Here is a 16,431-nt window from a genome sequence, read left to right on the forward strand (position 1 = left end):
ACGAACTCAGCCCGCCTGCGCAGTCTCCGCTGCCGCGAGATCCAGTGCGATGTCGACGATCATGTCCTCCTGGCCACCGACGAGCTTGCGGTTGCCCGCCTCGAGCAGGATCGACCGGACGTCGACGCCGTACCGGGCACTCGCGGCTTCCGCGTGGCGCAGGAAGCTCGAGTACACACCCGCGTAGCCGAGGGTCAGCGTCTCGCGGTCGACACGCACCGGACGGTCCTGGAGCGGGCGGACGATGTCGTCGGCGGCGTCCTGCAGGGCGAAGAGGTCGCAACCGTGCTGCATACCCTTGATGTTCGCGACCGCGATGAAGGCCTCGATCGGGCAGTTACCCGCTCCCGCACCGTGTCCGGCGAGTGAGGCGTCGACGCGGTAGACACCGTTCTCCACCGCGACCACCGAATTGGCCACCGACAGAGACAGATTCTCGTGCGCGTGGATGCCGATCTCGGTGCCCGCGTCGAGAACGTCGCGGTACGCCCGAACCCGGTCGGCCACTCCGTCCATGGTCAATCGGCCACCCGAGTCGGTCACGTAGACGCAATGTGCGCCATAGCTTTCCATCAGCTTGGCCTGCTCGGCCAGCTTCGCGGGCTCGGCCATGTGACTCATCATCAGGAAGCCCGAGACGTCCATGCCGATCTCGCGCGCCTTGGCGATGTGCTGCGCCGACACGTCGGCCTCGGTGCAGTGAGTCGCCACGCGCACCGACCGCACACCCAGGTCGTACGCGTGCTGCAGTTCTTCGATGGTGCCCACGCCCGGCAACAGCAGGGTGGTCAGGCGCGCGTTGGTGATGTTGGCCGCGGCCGCCTCGATCCACTCCCAGTCGGTGTTGCTGCCCGGCCCGTAGTTGACCGAGCCGCCGGCGAGACCGTCGCCGTGGGCGACCTCGATGGCGTCGACACCGGCCGCGTCGAGGGCGCGCACGATCTTGCCGACGTTCTCCGGGGTGATGCGGTGGCGGACGGCGTGCATGCCGTCGCGCAGGGTCACATCCTGGACGAAGATCTTGCTCATCGTGCGTTGTCCTTCTGCTGCGCGATCCGCTCGGCGACCTGCAGGCCGGCGGAGGTCATGATGTCGAGGTTGCCCGCATAGGCGGGCAGGTAGTGTGCGGCGCCCTCGACCTCGAGGAACACCGACACCTGGTGCGTCGGGGTGATCTCGGTGCCGTCCTCGAGCAGGGTGTGGACGGGCTGATCGGCCGGGATCGCGGCGATCTGGATCTCCTGCTTGAGGCGGTACCCGGGCACGTAGGCGGCGACGTCGCCGATCATCTTCTCGATCGAGGACCGGATCTCCTCGTGCGTGCCCTCGTCGGGCGCGTCGACGAGGCAGAACACGGTGTCGCGCATGATCAGCGGCGGCTCGGCGGGGTTGAGGATGATGACCGCCTTGCCGCGCTGTGCGCCGCCCACCGAGCAGATCGCCTTCGACGTGGTCTCGGTGAACTCGTCGATGTTCGCGCGGGTACCCGGCCCGGCCGAACGTGACGAGATGGAGGCGACGATCTCGGCGTAGGCGACGGGCGCGACACGCGAGACGGCCGCGACGATCGGGATCGTCGCCTGCCCACCGCAGGTCACCATGTTCACGTTCTCCGCGTCGATGTGGTCGGCGAGGTTGACCGCGGGCACGACGAAGGGGCCGATGGCCGCCGGGGTCAGGTCGATCATCCGCTTGCCCAGTGGGCGGAGCAGGGCGTCGTTGGCGACGTGAGCCTTGGCCGAGGTGGCGTCGAAGACGATCTCGATCTCGTCGAACCCCTCCATGCGCGTGAGGCCGTCGACACCTTCGTGCGTCGTCGGCACGCCCTTTGCGCGGGCGCGCGCGAGGCCGTCGGAATCGGGGTCGATACCGACCATCGCCCCCATCTCGAGATACTGCGACTGCTGCAGCACCTTGATCATCAGGTCGGTACCGATGTTGCCCGAGCCGATGATCGCCACCTTGGTCCGTGGCGTGTCTGTTGTCATGGTCCTTCTCCTTGGATGTGCGGAAGAGTCAATTGGAGGTGAAATGTGCTGTCACCGAACCGAGTTCGCCGATCTCGGCGGTCACCGTGGCACCGGGGGCGATCGGCCGCATCGGTCCCAGCGCACCCGACAGGATCAGCTGGCCCGCGCGCAGCGGTTCCCCGAACTGGCGGGCCCGGCGCGCGAGCCACGCGACGGCGTTGAGCGGATCCCCGAGACACGCGGCCCCGTTGCCCTCCGAGACGACCTCGCCGTCGATCGTCATGGTCATCGTCGAGTCGACCGGCGAGTACTCGTCGAGGGTGCGGCGAGCGTCACCGACCACGTACAGCCCGGCGGATGCGTTGTCGGCGACGGTGTCGGCGAAGGTGATGTCCCAGCCGGTGATCCGGCTGTCGACGATCTCCAGGGCCGGCGCGGCGTAGTCGATGGCGGCGCGGCACTGCTCGATGTCGAGGTCGCCGTCGGCCAGGTCGCTCTTCAACATGAACGCGACCTCAGCCTCGGCCTTGGGCTGCAGGAGTGTCCCCATCGGGATCGTCTCACCGTCGCCGAAGGCCATGTCGGCGAACAGCACTCCGAAGTCGGGCTGGTCGACGCCGAGCTGGGTCTGCACGGCCACCGAGGTGGCCCCGATCTTGCGGCCGACGACCGCGGCGGTCCGGTCGGCGTTGAACAGCGTCTGTACACGGTAGGCCGACTCGATGTCGTCGGCCGCGATGAGATCTCGGATCGGCGCACAGGGCCGGCGATTCGTCAGCGCGCTGCTGAGCCGTTGCGCCGCAGCGGCGATCGCGGGGTCGCGGTCGGTTCGGTCGGGGGCCGAGGTCGGGGAACTCATGTGCTGCCTCTGTTGTCGGTTCGGTCGTCGGCCGCGATCTCCTCGGGCGACTCCGCACCATCGTGGGGTGCCGCTATACCCTGGGTCGAGCATCGCGTTCCGGTGAGCGGTACGACAGGAGGTCGCAGATGAGCCAGGAACAGCTCGACCATTCGAGCGTGCTGGGTAAGGCGATCACCGTGCTCCAGGCCTTCGACTCCAATGACCGGCAGGTCACGCTCGCCGACCTCGCCCAGCGCACCGCGCTCCCCAAGACGACCGTGCACCGACTGGCCGGCCAGCTCGTCGCCGCTCGTCTTCTCACCCGCACAGCGGGCGGGTACGCGCTCGGCAGCGGGCTGTTCGAGCTCGGCATGCGCGCATCCCCGGAGCGAGGACTGATCGAAGTCGCGACGCCGTTCATGCAGGACCTCTACGTCCGTACCGGCGAAACCGTCCATCTCGGCATCCCCGAGGATCTCGAGGTCGTCTACGTCTCGAAGATCGGCGGACATCGCCAGGCCGCCGCCCCGTCGCGACTCGGTGGTCGAATGCCGTTGTACTGCACAGCCATCGGGAAAGCACTGCTGGCGAATTCGCCGGATCCCGTCATCGCCGAGCAGCTCGCTCGCCCACTGCGCCGGCGCACACCGCACACCATCGTCGCCCCCGGGCTCCTTCGTGCACAGCTCTCCCAGATCGCCGAGGACGGGGTCTCCTTCGAGTTCGAGGAATCGACCCTCGGCCTCGTCTGCGTCGCCGCCCCGATACTCGACGCCGACGATGCCCCGCTCGCCGCGATCAGCGTCACCGGCCCGGTACACCGCTTCCACCCGAGAGCGCACGCGACCGCGGTCCGGGCCGCCGCGGCGGGGGCGAGTTCGACGCTGGCACGACGGGCCCACATCATCGACGGCTGACACCCCGCCACCGGAAAGCACTCCGCCGCAGATCGTCGTACTGAACACTGGATGACGGTCGCGCACACCGTGCACGATCCGCGTCGTACAGAGAGTGAGGCGAGAGCATGGCACGTCGGGGCACGAACCGCTCCAGAGCCACCACGCGCGCGCCCGAGGCACCGCCCTACCGCACCGACCCGCCCGCCTGGACGCTCCCCCGCGGAACGATAGTCCTGATCACCATCGCCGGTCTGGTGGTCGCGGTCGGCGGCATCAAGGCGGTCTCGTCGTTCGCGGCGCCGACGTTCCTGGCGCTGATGCTGACCGTGGCAGTGCAACCGGTGCCGAGATGGTTGCGCACCAAAGGGTTTCCCGGTTGGGCGGCATTCCTGACGACGATCGTCCTCGTCTACGGCATCCTGATCGGACTGTTCGCGTCACTGGTGTTCTCGGTGGCCAGACTCGCATCGATCCTGCCGGACTACGACGACAAGTTCAACGACATCATCACGAGCTTCCAGGACTTCCTGACCGCCCACGGGGTCAGCCAGGACAAGGTCCACGACATGATCTCCAATGTCGACACCAGCAAGGTCGTCAACGTGGTCACCGAGTTGCTCTCCAGCACGCTGAGCGTCGCGTCGGCCCTCGTTCTCGTGCTCGCCCTGCTGCTGTTCATGGCAGCCGACTCGGTGGGCTTCGACGCCCGGATGGAACACCTGCGCGGGATGCGTCCCGACATCGCCGCGGCCTTCGGCTCCTTCGCCCAGGGCACCCGGAGCTACCTGTGGGTGTCGACGGTGTTCGGCCTCATCGTCGCCGTCTTCGACAGCATCGCCCTCGCACTGCTGTCGGTCCCGCTGCCGATCCTGTGGGGTCTGCTGTCCTTCATCACCAACTACATCCCGAACATCGGGTTCGTGATCGGTCTCGTACCGCCCGCGCTTCTCGCGCTGCTCGACGGCGGCGTCACCAAGATGCTCGTCGTCATCGCGGTCTACAGCGTCATCAACGTGATCATCCAATCGGTCATCCAACCGAAATTCGTCGGCGACGCCGTCGGCCTGTCGACGACGCTGACGTTCCTGTCCCTGATCTTCTGGGCCTGGGCGATCGGGCCCCTGGGTGCGATCCTGGCGGTACCGCTGACGCTGCTGGCCAAGGCCCTGCTCATCGACATCGACCCGGCCACCCGCTGGGCCGACGTCCTGTTGTCCTCGTCGGGCACCAAGCCGGTTCCCGAGGAGTCGCCCCCGCCGACGACGCCCGAATCGCCCCCGGACGACCCCGCGCACGTCACACTGGGAACCGATTCGTGAGCCGGACTACGCTCCGGAGCGAACATTCGGTAGATTGCCATTCGACCCCAATCTGACCACAACCGTTTACAGATAGGTTGCGCACCGCCCATGGACATGAACTGGTCTCCGGCCGACACCGCGTTCCGCGACGAGGTACGGGCTTTCCTCGACGAGAAGCTCACTCCTGACCTGCGGGCGGCGGGCACGCTGCGTACCTCGGTCTACTCCGACCACGAAGCCTCGATGACGTGGCAGGCCATCCTGCACGAGCGCGGCTGGGCCGCGCCGGCCTGGCCGGTGGAGTACGGCGGTTGCGACTGGTCGCAGTCGCAGCACTACATCTTCAGCCGCGAGTCGATCCTGGCCGGCGCACCGGCGCTGTCGCCGATGGGCATCCGCATGGTCTCCCACGCGATCATGGCGTTCGGCACCGAGGAGCAGAAGAACTTCTTCCTCCCCGGCATCCTCGACGGCAGCGTCTTCTTCTGCCAGGGCTACTCCGAGCCCGAATCCGGTTCCGATCTCGCGTCGCTGTCCATGGCCGCGGTCGACGACGGCGACGACCTCGTCGTCACCGGTTCCAAGATCTGGACCACCCACGCCGCCGAGGCCAACTGGATCTTCTGCCTGGTCCGCACCTCGCGCCAGGAGCGCAAACAGCAGGGCATCACCTTCCTGCTCATCGACATGAACTCCCCCGGCATCGAGGTCCAGAACCTCGTCTTCGCCTCCGGCGAGCAGGTCCAGGCGCAGGTGTTCTTCGATGGCGTGCGCGTCCCGAAGAAGAACGTGCTCGGCAAGATCGACGACGGCTGGACCGTCGCCAAGTACCTCCTCGTCTTCGAGCGCGGCGGCGGTGCGGCCGCCCCGGCCCTGCAGGTCATGGCCGAGCAGCTCGGCCGTGACGCCGCCTCGGTGACCGCACCCAACGGCGGTCCGCTGTCGGAGGATCCGGCGTTCGCGGGCAAGCTCACCGACCTCCAGATCCGCGCGAAGATCCTCGAAGTCCTCGAGTACCGAGCACTTGCAGCGATGACGTCGGGCAAGGATCCCGGCTCGATCGCGTCGATGCTGAAGATCCTGGGCACCGAGCTGAGCCAGGAGATCACCACTCTGGCGCTCGAGGCCGCAGGCCCGCACGGCCGCGTCTTCCAGCCGCATGCGACCCGCCCGGGCGGTCCGATCTTCCAGTACACGCCGCCCACCGACGGCTACGTCAGCGGTGAGCCCTGGCAGGCCGTCGCCCCGCTGCACTACTTCAACGACCGCGCGGGTTCGATCTACGCGGGCAGCAACGAAATTCAACGGAACATCCTCGCCAAAGCAGCTCTCGGTCTCTGACGGGTCACAGGAGAAAACTGATGGACTTCACACTCACCCCCGAACAGCAGCTGCTGTCCGACGGACTCAACAAGTTCCTCGACGCACGCTACGACCTGCAGGTCAGCCGCGACGCGGCCAAGGTCGGCGAGGGCTGGCAGCCCAAGATCTGGAAGGCCTTCGTCGAGGACCTCGGTGTCGTCGGCGCCTGCCTGCCCGAGGAGATCGGCGGATTCGGCGGCGGCGCCGAGGAATTGATGGTCGTCACCGAGGCACTCGGACACGCGCTGGTCGTCGAGCCGTTCGTCGACTCGGTGGTTCTCGGTGCCGGACTGCTGCATTCGACCGGCAACGCCGTCGCGCTCGAAGCCGCCGGCCGGATCGCCGCGGGGGAGGCCCTGAGCGCGCTCGCCGCGTTGGAGGACGGCTCGGGTGGCGTGCTGTCGCGCATCGAGACGAGCGCCGACCGCGACGGCGAGGGATGGAAGCTCAACGGCAGCAAGGCCGTCGTCACCACCGCACCCATCGCCGACTACCTCATCGTCAGTGCCCGCACCTCGGGTGAGCCGCACGATCCGGCGGGCGTTTCGCTGTTCCTGATCGATCTCGCCGACGGCGCGCCGGAGGGACTCGAACTGCAGCGGCTGCGCACCATCGACGACCGGCAGGCCGCCGACATCACGTTCACCGACGTCCGGCTCCCCGGTGACGCACTCATCGCCGGCGACGGTGCCATCGACCTGCTCGAGAAGGCCTGGGACACCGCCACCGCCGCCGTGGTCTCCGAGGCCGTCGGACTGATGCGCAAGGTCTTCACCGACACGGTCGAATACGCCAAGCAACGCGAACAGTTCGGCGTCCCGATCGGCAGCTTCCAGGTGCTGCAGCACCGCATGGTGGACATGCACCTGCAGCTCGAGCAGTCGGTGGCCGCCCAGTACTTCGCGATCCTGTCGCTCGACGCCGAGCCCGCCGAACGCGCCGCCGCGGTCTCGGCCGCCAAGGCGACGATCAGCCGGGCCGCACGCTTCATCGGGCAGAACTCGGTGCAGCTGCACGGCGGCATGGGCATGACCGAGGAGCTGGCGATCGGCCACTACTTCAAGCGCCTCACCGCCATCGAGTACGAGTTCGGCACCGCCGATGCGCATCTGGCGCGGTTCGCGACCGCCACCGCACAGATCGACGCCTGACACCAGGTATCCGCTCCCCCGTCGCGACGGCCCCCGTTGCGTCGGGGGAGTTCTGTGTCCGGGATGTTCAATGGGCGGGAACCCGCGTGCGTCGGGTCACACCGTGCGATTGCATGACACCTACGAACAACTCGGAGGTAGAAAGCATGCAGGACTGGGATATTCGCTGCGATGTCGTGGTGGTCGGGTCGGGCGGCGGAGCCCTCGCCGGCGCCTACACCGCGGCGGCGAACGGACTGGACACGGTCGTTCTGGAGAAGACCGCGCTCTTCGGCGGCACATCGTCGTACTCGGGTGCGTCACTGTGGCTGCCCGGCAGCGTCGTTCAGGAGCGAGCAGGTCTCGACGACTCCACCGACAACGCCCGCACCTATCTGCGGGCACTGCTCGGTGACGCGGAGGCCGACCGGCAGGATGCGTATGTGACGACCGCACCGGCGGTGGTCGAGTTCCTCGAACGCGATCCGCACCTGGAGTTCGAATACCAGCCGTTCCCCGACTACTTCGACGCTCCGGGACGCATGGATGCCGGCCGGTCGATCATCCCGGTCGACCTGCCGAGCGAGGCTGCCGGAGAGGTGCGCGAGCTGGTGCGTCCGGCTCCGATCGTCGACCGCGCCGGACAGTTGCACCCCGACGAGACCCTCATCGCGGGGCGGGCGCTGATCGGGCGACTCCTGCTGGCGCTGCGGGGCACCCGTCGTGCGGACCTGCGCGCCCGCACATCGGTCACCCGGCTCCTGACCGAGGACGATCGGGTGGTGGGTGTCGAGGCCACCGATGCCGATGGTCGGACGCTTCGTGTCCGGGCCGAGCGCGGTGTCCTGCTCGCCGCCGGCGGCATCGAGGGCAGCGAGGAGATGCGCGCCGCCCACGGCACCCCCGGCAAGTCGCAGTGGAGCATGGGCCCGGCGGGCGCCAACACCGGTGACATGATCCGCGCGGCCGTCGCGCTCGGCGCCGACACCGCACTCCTCGATCAGGCGTGGTTCTGCCCCGGCGTCGAATTGCCGGACGGCTCGGGCGCTTTCATGGTCTGTGTCCGCGGTGGCATTCTCGTCGACGCCACCGGCAACCGCTACCTCAACGAGTCGCTGCCCTACGACCGGTTCGGCCGGGAGATGATCGCGCGTGGCGAGTCCGCGCTGCCGTCGTACCTGATCTTCGACTCGTCCGAGGGCGGCCCGGTCCTGCCGGCGATGTCGATTCCGGAGGCCTCGGCCGACGACCACTTCGCCGCGGGCACCTGGGTCTCGGCGGAGACGATCGAGGAACTGGCCGCCAAGATCGGCGTCGACGCGGCCACGCTGCGCGCCTCGGTCGAGAGGTTCAACGGCTTCGCCGAACGCGGCGTCGACGAGGACTTCGGCCGCGGCGGCGACCCGTATGACACGTTCTTCTGCCCGCCGCGGGAGCTGCCCAACGTGGCGCTGCCGCCGATTGCGACCGGGCCGTTCTACGCGGCGCGCATCGTCCTCAGTGACCTCGGAACCAAGGGCGGTGTCCGGACCGACGCCGATGCCCGCGTGTTGACGGTCGACGGCAGCCCGATCGAGGGGTTGTACGCCGCAGGAAACACGAGCGCGTCGGTGAGCGGGGCGATCTACCCCGGTCCGGGAGTCCCGCTCGGCACCGCGATGACGTTCTCGTACCGCGCGGTCCATCACATGCTCGGTAGCGACCTGCTGCGGTGAACACGACAGCGGCGCAGGCGGTCTCTCGCCTGCGCCGCTGTGCGATCCGGGGGACGTGAATGCTAGAACTCCACGCTGAGGTTCTCGCTGCGGGGCCGTGCCTGGCAGGCCAGGATGATCCCGCCGGCGATGTCCTCCTCGTCGAGGACCGCACTGTTGTCCATGTCGACCTCACCGGTGGTCAGTGTGGCTGCGCACGAACCGCATTCACCCTCGCGGCACGAGAACGGGACGTTGATCCCCTTAGAGAGGAGAACATCCACCAGGGTCGCCGTGCGGGGCCAGGGGAACTCGTGTTCCTGCCCGTCGAGGTTCACCGTCACCGACGCCGCATCACCGGCATCGGCGTCCACGTCGGGCAGCTCGACGTCGGCGAACGGGTCACCGGACAGCGAGGTGAAGACCTCGGCGTGCACCCGGTCCCGGGTGAACCCGGCGGACGCCGTCGCCGCGTGAACCGAGTCCATGAACGGGCCCGGGCCGCACAGGAAGACGCGGTGGTCGGCGTAGGCGGCGGCGAGCGCTGCGAGCTGGGGCACGGTCGGCAGACCCTGCACGCTCTCCAGCAAGTGGATCACCGTGAGCCGATCGCCGTGTGCAGCTGCGAGTTCCCGCAGTTCGGCGGCGAAGATCACCGACTTCTCGTCGCGGTTGCCGTAGAGCAGCACCACCTTCCGCGACCCCTGGCTCAGAGCCGATTTCAGGATCGACATCACCGGGGTGATCCCGCTACCGGCGGCGAACAGCAGCAGATCGTCGTCGAAGTCCTTGGCGGTGAAGACCCCCGCGGGAGGCAGCACCTCGAGCGTGTCACCCGCGGAGATGTGGTCACACAACCAGTTCGACGCATAACCGTCGCGGGTCCGCTTGACCGTCACCTTCAGCAGCTCGTCGGTGAACGGCGAGCTGGCCAGCGAGTAACACCGGGCGACCGAGCCGGTCTCCTCGCTGGGTATGCGCAGCGTCAGGAACTGTCCCGGCGTGTAGGCGAAGTCGGCTCGACGATCGGCCGGCACCGTGAACACCAGTGAGCGTGCATCCGCGGTCTCCTCGATCACGGCGGCCACCTCCAGCCGCACCGCACGCGAGGAAGTCGTGACCTGCTCGGCCACATCGGTGATGGTCATGGTCAGTTCCGCCCTTCGGACTCGTGGAAACCCGCCGCCCCGTTCGCGATGACCGGATTGCCACCGCTCACCATGTCGAACATCACCTCGCGCCCGTCGCCGAAGACCCGCAGTTCCGCGTCGTCGCCGGGGAAGATCGCGGTGGCGAATCGCCCGTCGAGCGAACGCAGATCCGCCGGATGGGCACCGATCAGCCGCGCCACGTCGAGCGCCGCGACACCGAGTGTGCACAGCCCGTGCAGGATCGGGCGCGGCTGGTGGATCCGTGCGGCGGCCGCGGGATCGATGTGGATGGGATGGCGGTCACCGGTCAGCCGGTAGAGCGCCGCCTGGTTCTCGGTCGTACGCACCGGACCGCTGATCGTCGGCGCCGCATCCGATGCCGGTGGCCTACCCGGTCCGCGATCGCCACCGAATCCGCCTGCGCCGGGGGCGAACAGCGACCAGGTGGCGACGAAGTGGTCACTGCGGACCACCACCTCGATGACCGCTGCCGAACCCTTGTCCCACACCTCGCCCACCGAGGCCGTCATGGTCACCTCACCGCGCGGTGGCAGCGGGGCCAGCACGTCCAGTTACTGCGAGCCGTGCAGAGCAGTGGTCGGATCGAAGGCGCCGCGTGCGCCGAGTTCGTCCGGGGCCCACTGTGCGAGCGTCAGCGCGAAGGTCGGCAGCACCCGCAACCGCTTCTCGAAGACGAGGTCGAGCTCGTCCGCCCGAGCGCCGACGGCGAGTGCGTACAGGATCGCGTCGCGTTCGTCATAGGCAACGGTTCGACTGCCGAGATCGGCGCCGCGCCACTCCCCGGTGTTCGCCGGCGTCCCGGTCGGCTGTGTCCGCGCGGCCGATGACGTCATGCCGCACCGCGCTTCAGGAAGGCCAGCACGGCCGACAACCAGGCCTCGCGGGCTTCGATCATCGCCCAGTGCCCGCAGCGGGGGAAGACGTGCAGCTCGGCGTCGGGGATGTCGCGCATCGGCAGGATCGCCGAGTCAACGGGGCTGACGCGGTCGTCCCGGCCCCAGGTGATCAACGTCGGGGACGTCACCTTGTGCAGCTGTGCCCAGTACGGGACGGTGTCGGCCATCGCGTTGGCGGCCATCGTCGCGGCGAAGGCCTTGGTGCTGTACATGCGTCGAGCGATCTCGAGGGTTTCCGGTTCGGTGGCCAGTCCCCACCGTTCCTCGATGAGCTTCTCGGTCACCAGAGACTGGTCGTAGACCATCGCCGACAACCAGCGGATCAGGCGTTCGCGGGTGGGCTCGTCGGTGAACTCCATCAGCAGCTTGATGCCTTCGCTGGGCGCCGGGGAGAAGATGTTCTTGCCCATGCCGCCGATGGTGACGAGCTTGCCGACACGTTCCGGTTCGGCGATGGCGACCTTGGTCGCGACGATCCCGCCCATGGAGTTGCCGATCATGTCGGCGGATCCGATGCCCAGGCCGTCGAGGAACACCCCGACCGCCGTCTCGGCCATCACCATCGGATGTCCGTCGACCGGATCGCTGACGCCGAAGCCGGGGAATTCGAGGACGAGGCAACGGAAGTGATCGGCGAGCTCGCCGATGACCCCGCGGTAGTTCCGCCATCCCGTCACGCCCGGGCCGGACCCGTGTAACAGCAGCAAGGGAGGCCCCTCGCCGGCCTCGTGATACTGCAGCACGCCCAGGCTCGTCTCGAGCCTGCGGCGGCTGCCCCCATAGGTGACGTCAACGCTCATGAACGGTGAGGCTGCCAGTGCTGCGCCCCGTCGTGCAGCACCGCTCCAGTTGAGCGGAACACCGGCCGTGTCGGTTTCCCACTGAACGAAAGCGTGCTGGGCGCGAACGCCCGCGGACCCTACGCTGGCCCGGTGGATGGAGCCGGCCTCTCGGCGACGGCGGACAAACGGAAAGGTGCACGATGTCGATCGAAGCGATGTCCCAGACTGATATGCGTAAGGCGCTTGGTCAGTTCGCGAGCGGGGTGACCGTGGTGACCGGGCTCGACGACTCCGGACCCGCCGGTTTCGTCTGCCAGTCCTTCGCCTCGGTGTCGCTGGAGCCGCCGATGGTCCTGTTCTGTGCCGATCACCGCGGCCGGTCGTGGCCGCGCATCCTGCGGGCCGGACGCTTCACGGTGAACGTGCTGCACGAGAACCAGGCCGACATCTGTTCGCGGTTCGGCTCCCGCGACGGGCGCAAGTTCGACGGCCTGGACTGGGAGCTGTCCAACTGGTCGACGCCGTCGTTGCCCGATGTGCTGATGCGCGTGCACGCCGACATCCACGATGTCCACACCGCAGGCGACCACGACGTGGTGATCGGCCGGGTGCTGGAACTCGAGACGCCCAGCGAGGAACGCCCCCTCCTCTTCTTCCGCGGCAAGCTCGGGATCGACTCCCCCGCCGATCGGCTCACCGCATGAGCGAGACCGACGCCGTGTCCGTCGGGATCCCGGACGGCATGTCCGCCGCCGAGGCGCTCCTCGCCATCGAGGAGATCAAACGGGTCTTCGCCGTCCGTCTGCGTTGCATGGACACCAAGCAGTGGCATCTCTACGCCGGCCTGCACACCGACGACGTCATCAGCGAGACGTGGGGCGGCCTACCCGATGACAAGCAGCCGCGTACCGACGGCGAGTCCAATCGCGTGGTGGGCAAGGAGAAGCTGGCGTCGACCATCCGCGCGTTGCTCGACGGTCCGGTCCCCGTGACCACCGCTCATCACGGGCACAGTCCCGAGATCGTGCTCACCTCGCCCACCACCGCGCGCGGCATCTGGGCGATGGAAGACAACCTCTGGTGGTCCGACGACGCCGGCGAGTACCATCTGCGCGGCTTCGGCCACTACCACGAGGAGTATCGAAAGGTGAACGGCCAGTGGCTGATCAGCTACCGAAAGCTCACCCGCCTGCGCGTGGACTCCTCCCCCCACTTCTTCCGTTTCCTGAAAGCGCTGTGATCGCCCGTGTCTGAGAATCCTTCGGTATCCGACGGTCTTCCCGCGTCCGACGAGCACACTGCGCCACCCGACAACCCCTCCGCTCTCTTCGAGCCGCTGCGCATTCGGGGAATGGAGCTGCCCAACCGGATCGCGATGTCGGCGATGACCCGGTCCTCCTCCCCCGGCGGTGTCCCCGGCTCCGACGTCGCGCACTACTACGCACGACGCGCCGCCGGCGGCACCGGTCTGATCGTCACCGAAGGCGTGGCGATCGATCACGTGGCGGCGGTGGACAATCCGGCGGTCCCGCGGATGTACGGCGACGCCGCCCTGACCGGCTGGCGAACCGTCGTCGACGAGGTGCACGCAGCAGGCGGGCGCATCGTCCCGCAACTCTGGCACGTGGGACCGCTGTGGGGCGCGATGTGTGAGGTCGACCCGGCGATCCGCCCGATGCGACCCTCGGGCCGGTGGGGCACCCCCGGGGTCACCTCGTACTCCGATGACTACGTGGCACGCTCGCTGCCGGAGACCCCGCCCATGACCGAGCGCGACATCGACGATGTCATCGACGCTTTCGTGTCAGCGGCCGCGAACGCGGTCGAGGTCGGCTTCGACGGTATCGCACTGCATGGCGGTCACGGTTATCTGCTCGACGCATTCCTGTGGGCCGACACCAACCGTCGCAATGACCGCTGGGGACGAGACCTGCACGCGCGTACCCTCTTCCCCGCCGAAGTGGTCAAGGCGATCCGCGCGGAGATCGGGCCCGACCTACCGATCTTCTTCCGCTTCTCCCAGCACAAACAGCAGGACTACACCGCCCGCATCGCAGAAACCCCCGATGAACTCGGGGTGATCCTCGGGACGCTCGCCGACGCCGGGGTGGACGTCTTCGACGCCAGCATCCGACGATTCGACCTGCCGGCCTTCGAGGGCAGCGACCTGTCCCTGGCGGGCTGGGCGAAGATGCTCACCGGCGCTCGCGTCATGGCCGTGGGCAGCGTGGGGCTCGGTAAGCCCATGCGCGACAGCCGTATCGAGGGTGCGGCGCCGCTGGTGGACAACATCGGCGAGGTGGACGACCGCATCGCATCCGGCGAGTTCGATCTGATCGCGATCGGCCGACTGCACCTGGCCAACCCGGGGCTGGCAACCGCTCTGCGGACCGGCGCCCCGCTGACCGCGTTCGATCGTGCGGTCCACGAGGGCAGCCTGGTCTGAGACGCCTTCCGCCGGTTCAGTCCGACGCGCGCCCGAGCAGTTCGCGCGCGTCGGCACTGCCGTCGAGCAGCCGGGCGGTCCGACGCGTGATCTTCCACTCCCCGTCGATGCGCGCGAGCTCGAAACGGTTGGCGCTCGCGCGCCACACCCGGAACGAATCCTCGTCGGTGTTGCGGCGCACGAGAAGGGAGTGGCAGGTCGCCACCGCGGTGTCACCGTCGAGGCGGATGTTGATGGGGTCCAACAGATGTCCGCATCCACCGTGGATGTAGTCCTGGTGGGGTGAGGTCCGCACCATCTCGGTGATCGCCGCCCGCCCGTTCATGACGCCGATGTCGAGGTCGTACACGGCATCCGGCGCCCACAGCCTGCCCACCGCCTCGGCATCGCCCGCGTCGACGGCCGGGCCGTAGGCACTCAGCACGTCACCGATGGCTGCTCTGTCCTCGAGGACCCGAACCCGGTCGAGCAGAGCGTCGAGCTTCTCCTGGATGTCTGTCATCTGCGATCCCTTCTCCGAGACGACCTGTGGTGTCGGAAGCGGTGGCCGTTCAACCACTTTCCTACCGCCTACCCGGCCGAGGCCACCACCGCTGTCCCGTTCAACTGAAACTCCCGTGCGCCGAGCGCACACTCACTGCGAATGTAGGACGCATCACACCTGCACCGACCAGGCGGGTGCGTTCGGAAGAACACGGAAGTCTCCGGCCGTCTCGAGGCCGTCCCGAGGAAGGGTCACATCATGGGCCAGGTATTGGACAGAATCATGCAGCACGCGGACGAGATCCGCGCGGATGCCGCTGAGGGCGAGACGCTGATGCGTCTGACCGATGCGTCGGCGAAGAGCCTGCGCGACTCGGGGGTCATCCGGATGTTGCAGCCGAAGGAGTACGGCGGCTTCGAATCGCACCCTCGCGAGTTCGCCGAGACCGTCATGGCCACAGCGGCACTCGACGGCGCGACCGGCTGGGTCGCCGGCATCGTCGGCGTCCACCCGTGGGCACTCGCCGCCTTCGACGACAAGGCGCAGAACGAGATCTGGGGCGCCGACAACGACATGTGGATGGCCTCCCCGTACGCACCGATGGGTGTGGCCGTGCCGACCGACGGCGGCTACGTCCTCAACGGTCGCTGGTCCTTCTCCTCGGGCACCGACCACTGCGGCTGGGTCATGATCGGTGCCGCGGTGGGCGACAAGGACGGCAACCGCACCGGTCAGATCCTCCACGTCGTGCTGCCGCGTTCGGACTACGAGATCGACGCCGACAGCTGGAATGTCGTGGGACTCCGCGGCACCGGCTCCAAGGACCTGATCGTCAAGGACGCCTTCATCCCCACCTACCGCACCATCGACGCGGAAATCGTCCTGAGCGGTCAGGGCTGGAAGCACGCCGGACGTGACGAGACCCTCTACAAGTTCCCGTTCTCCTACATCTTCCCGCTGGGCATCACCTCCGCACTCATCGGCATGACCGAGGGCGCACTCGCCTGCTACGTCGCGGCCCAGAAGGAGCGCGTCCAGGTCAGCGGCATCCCGATCAAGGAGGACCCCTACGTCCTGTTCGCCATCAGTGAGGCCGCAGCGGAGATCTCCGCGTCGCGGGTCTCCCTGCTGGAGATGGTCGACCGGTTCTGGGACAAGACCGAGAAGGGCGTGGAGATCAGCTTCGCCGAGCGGGCCGAGGGGCGCCGGACGCAGGTGTCGGCCGCGTGGCGCGCAACCAGGGCGATGGACGAGATCTTCGCCCGCGCCGGCGGCGCAGCGGCTCATCTCAACACCCCGATGCAGCGCTTCTGGCGTGACGCGCACGTCGGCCTGACCCACGCGATCCACGTCCCCGGACTGATCTACCACTCGGCCGCCCTCACCCAACTCGGTGGCGACCCGCAGGGCGCCTACCGCGCGATGATCTGACCCGACAACACTTCTCGAGGATG

At 68.0% G+C, this 16,431-nt stretch carries 15 protein-coding genes and 1 pseudogene; 9 read left to right on the forward strand and 7 right to left on the reverse strand.

What is annotated here, in order from left to right:
* Positions 1-6 precede the first annotated feature (6 nt).
* From dmpG to PWF70_RS17070, 3 genes are read right to left on the reverse strand one after another with little or no spacing between them, the layout of a single operon-like run.
* A complete protein-coding gene (gene dmpG / locus PWF70_RS17060) occupies positions 7-1,029 on the reverse strand; it encodes a 4-hydroxy-2-oxovalerate aldolase (protein WP_035751157.1) in 1,023 nt (340 codons plus the stop codon).
* Positions 1,026-1,988, reverse strand: a complete 963-nt coding sequence (locus tag PWF70_RS17065; RefSeq protein ID WP_035751154.1) for an acetaldehyde dehydrogenase (acetylating) — start codon at positions 1,986-1,988, stop codon at positions 1,026-1,028. The genes dmpG and PWF70_RS17065 overlap by 4 nt, the downstream gene beginning before the upstream one ends.
* Positions 1,989-2,016: 28 nt before the next feature.
* Positions 2,017-2,829, reverse strand: a complete 813-nt coding sequence (locus PWF70_RS17070; protein ID WP_035751151.1) for a 2-keto-4-pentenoate hydratase — start codon at positions 2,827-2,829, stop codon at positions 2,017-2,019.
* Positions 2,830-2,957: 128 nt separating this feature from the next.
* On the opposite strand from PWF70_RS17070, the gene PWF70_RS17075 reads away from it, so the two are divergent.
* The 5 genes from PWF70_RS17075 (at position 2,958) to PWF70_RS17095 (ending at position 9,218) form a co-directional block, all read left to right on the forward strand.
* Positions 2,958-3,728: an IclR family transcriptional regulator gene (locus PWF70_RS17075; RefSeq protein ID WP_035751149.1), complete on the forward strand. Its 771-nt coding sequence runs from the start codon at positions 2,958-2,960 to the stop codon at positions 3,726-3,728.
* Between the two features lie 107 nt (positions 3,729-3,835).
* On the forward strand, positions 3,836-5,029 hold the full coding sequence (locus tag PWF70_RS17080; protein ID WP_006357448.1) for an AI-2E family transporter: 1,194 nt from the start codon (positions 3,836-3,838) through the stop codon (positions 5,027-5,029).
* 90 nt (positions 5,030-5,119) lie between these two features.
* Positions 5,120-6,352: an acyl-CoA dehydrogenase family protein gene (locus PWF70_RS17085; protein WP_042375601.1), complete on the forward strand. Its 1,233-nt coding sequence runs from the start codon at positions 5,120-5,122 to the stop codon at positions 6,350-6,352.
* A gap of 20 nt (positions 6,353-6,372) precedes the next feature.
* Positions 6,373-7,524, forward strand: a complete 1,152-nt coding sequence (locus PWF70_RS17090) for an acyl-CoA dehydrogenase family protein (protein ID WP_042375604.1) — start codon at positions 6,373-6,375, stop codon at positions 7,522-7,524.
* Between the two features lie 146 nt (positions 7,525-7,670).
* Positions 7,671-9,218, forward strand: a complete 1,548-nt coding sequence (locus PWF70_RS17095) for an FAD-dependent oxidoreductase (RefSeq protein ID WP_042375605.1) — start codon at positions 7,671-7,673, stop codon at positions 9,216-9,218.
* 62 nt (positions 9,219-9,280) lie between these two features.
* On the opposite strand, the gene PWF70_RS17100 is transcribed toward PWF70_RS17095, so the two are convergent.
* The 3 genes and pseudogenes from PWF70_RS17100 to PWF70_RS17110 form a co-directional block, all read right to left on the reverse strand.
* Complete coding sequence (locus PWF70_RS17100; RefSeq protein ID WP_042375607.1) at positions 9,281-10,345, reverse strand: ferredoxin--NADP reductase; 1,065 nt, start codon at positions 10,343-10,345, stop codon at positions 9,281-9,283.
* A 2-nt stretch (positions 10,346-10,347) separates the two neighbouring features.
* Positions 10,348-11,202, reverse strand: a pseudogene (locus tag PWF70_RS17105) (MaoC/PaaZ C-terminal domain-containing protein).
* Complete coding sequence (locus PWF70_RS17110) at positions 11,199-12,065, reverse strand: alpha/beta fold hydrolase (protein WP_155225442.1); 867 nt, start codon at positions 12,063-12,065, stop codon at positions 11,199-11,201. Before PWF70_RS17110 ends, PWF70_RS17105 begins: the two are co-directional and overlap by 4 nt.
* A 182-nt stretch (positions 12,066-12,247) precedes the next feature.
* Between PWF70_RS17110 and PWF70_RS17115 the strand changes: the two genes are divergently transcribed.
* The 3 genes from PWF70_RS17115 (at position 12,248) to PWF70_RS17125 (ending at position 14,493) form a co-directional block, all read left to right on the forward strand.
* Positions 12,248-12,751 (forward strand): flavin reductase family protein, encoded by a 504-nt coding sequence (locus PWF70_RS17115; RefSeq protein WP_006357441.1) that lies wholly within the window; start codon positions 12,248-12,250, stop codon positions 12,749-12,751.
* Positions 12,748-13,287 (forward strand): nuclear transport factor 2 family protein, encoded by a 540-nt coding sequence (locus tag PWF70_RS17120; RefSeq protein WP_042375614.1) that lies wholly within the window; start codon positions 12,748-12,750, stop codon positions 13,285-13,287. The genes PWF70_RS17115 and PWF70_RS17120 overlap by 4 nt, the downstream gene beginning before the upstream one ends.
* Before the next feature lie 96 nt (positions 13,288-13,383).
* Complete coding sequence (locus PWF70_RS17125; protein WP_040003976.1) at positions 13,384-14,493, forward strand: oxidoreductase; 1,110 nt, start codon at positions 13,384-13,386, stop codon at positions 14,491-14,493.
* Positions 14,494-14,509: 16 nt separating this feature from the next.
* Here PWF70_RS17125 and PWF70_RS17130 read toward each other — a convergent pair whose 3' ends face one another.
* Entirely contained in the window at positions 14,510-14,995 is a 486-nt protein-coding gene (locus PWF70_RS17130; protein ID WP_006357438.1) for a nuclear transport factor 2 family protein, read from the reverse strand.
* 240 nt (positions 14,996-15,235) lie between these two features.
* Between PWF70_RS17130 and PWF70_RS17135 the strand changes: the two genes are divergently transcribed.
* The gene (locus PWF70_RS17135; RefSeq protein WP_006357437.1) at positions 15,236-16,408 is read left to right on the forward strand and encodes an acyl-CoA dehydrogenase family protein; all 1,173 of its coding nucleotides are present in this window, start codon (positions 15,236-15,238) and stop codon (positions 16,406-16,408) included.
* The last annotated feature ends 23 nt before the right edge of the window (positions 16,409-16,431 follow it).

This window comes from Gordonia sp. Swx-4, assembly GCF_030316175.1.
Taxonomy (GTDB): domain Bacteria; phylum Actinomycetota; class Actinomycetes; order Mycobacteriales; family Mycobacteriaceae; genus Gordonia; species Gordonia alkanivorans.